Source organism: Gilliamella sp. wkB108 (assembly GCF_001690195.1).
Classification (GTDB): Bacteria; Pseudomonadota; Gammaproteobacteria; order Enterobacterales; family Orbaceae; genus Gilliamella; species Gilliamella apicola_L.
In genome coordinates, this window is the sequence record NZ_LZGM01000052.1 from 1 (window position 1) to 1,513 (window position 1,513).

Annotated in this window: 1 protein-coding gene; it reads right to left on the bottom strand. The window is 31.9% G+C overall.

Translation table 11 applies throughout. The features are described from left to right. Nucleotides 1–58: 58 nt before the first annotated feature. On the bottom strand, nt 59–1,513 hold a 1,455-nt coding region (locus A9G11_RS14370), incomplete at its 5' end, for a hypothetical protein (RefSeq protein WP_176701238.1).

Below are 1,513 nucleotides of genomic sequence, written 5' to 3' on the forward strand. Positions count from 1 at the left end.
TTTAGTTATTGTTTATAGATTACTGATTAATATATTATTTTATTTTCCCATTTAATGATTACTTACTTTCCTCACTTGGTTGGTGATGTTCTAAGTAAAAATCAAAAAGTCCATATTCAAACGTATCAGGAGAGATAGGTGCTTTGCTATCATAAAATTGTTGATTGTCAATTTCACTATCCTTGAATAAATCTGTGGTATGGGTAACTTGACCTTTTTCATCAAGGTATTCGTTTTTTATAACGTTTCTATTATTTTGTACCGACAATGTAATATGATTAGTTTTCACCCCTTTATTATTAAATCGTTCATAGATTGCGTTAACTTCACCTTCTTTTACTTCACCTCTTTTAATAAGTTTAAATGTGCGGATAATAATGCCACTACCATTTTTGATAGTTTGATAACGTGGATAATAATTGCCATTTTCATATTGGCTTTCGATAAGCATGTCCTGAAAAACAGGGCTTTGCAGCACATTTAATTTACTGGCAATTAACGTATTGTTATTATATTCAAATTGATATGCTACTTTTATAATACGTGTTTTTTGCACAATGGAGATAATTTTCCCCATCTCTTTTTCTACACGAATATAGCTAGGCAATGCAACTGCTTGCTCTACATTGTCTAATGGTTGTAATTGCCCGTTATCCCCCATTGTAAAAAAGTAGATATCGTTTTCTAATGGTTTAAATTGCTCTAAAGGTAGGGAGAGGGGGGATTGTTGCCATTTTTCTTTGATAAGGGTTTTATATTGGTAGTTATCACCCACTTCAAATTTGATTAAATCACTGTATTTCTCTTTAGGTTGCTGATTTTCCGCGTCGATTAGAGTTAATGGTGCTTGATGAGGGAAGTTTTTATAGCGATTATTAAAAAAATTAGGATATGGCAGTTTATTATAATAAGTTTGATTTGGCTTAATGCCCAAAAATTTAGCCCGGTTTATGGCTTCGCTATCCCACTGAGTGGTATTGATATCAAAAGTATGTCTAAATAGCTTACCAGTTAAGACACCAGAAGTTTTTTCAATATCCATAATTAAGGTATTGTAAGGATGCGTTTCTTCCAAACTCTGACCTGAATCAAATATTTCATCAGGCTTGTTATTTGTCGTTTCGATTACTTCCCCTCGCTGATTTAATCGCTGATTTTCAATCCAAGGGTAAGCTTTTTTAGATTTATCATAATAGATAACATGATTGGTTTTAATACCCTGATTATCAAAATACTCTTCTATACTCTCAATACCATCTTTTTCAAGATAGCTAGCTTGCATGGTTTGCCCGGTCGATATGTTTTTTTCATTACTTTTTATACTTTTCCCGTTTTCATCGTAAAAAATTTCATAAAAGAATATTAATTGTTGATTATTATTATACATTTCCAATACTGTATGTTTTAAATTCTGGTTTGACCAATAATCATAAACAAAGTGGGCAATGGATACTAACGGTCTTTTTTGGATACTGATGACTACGCCATTTTTCTTTTCGACCCGTAAATAGCA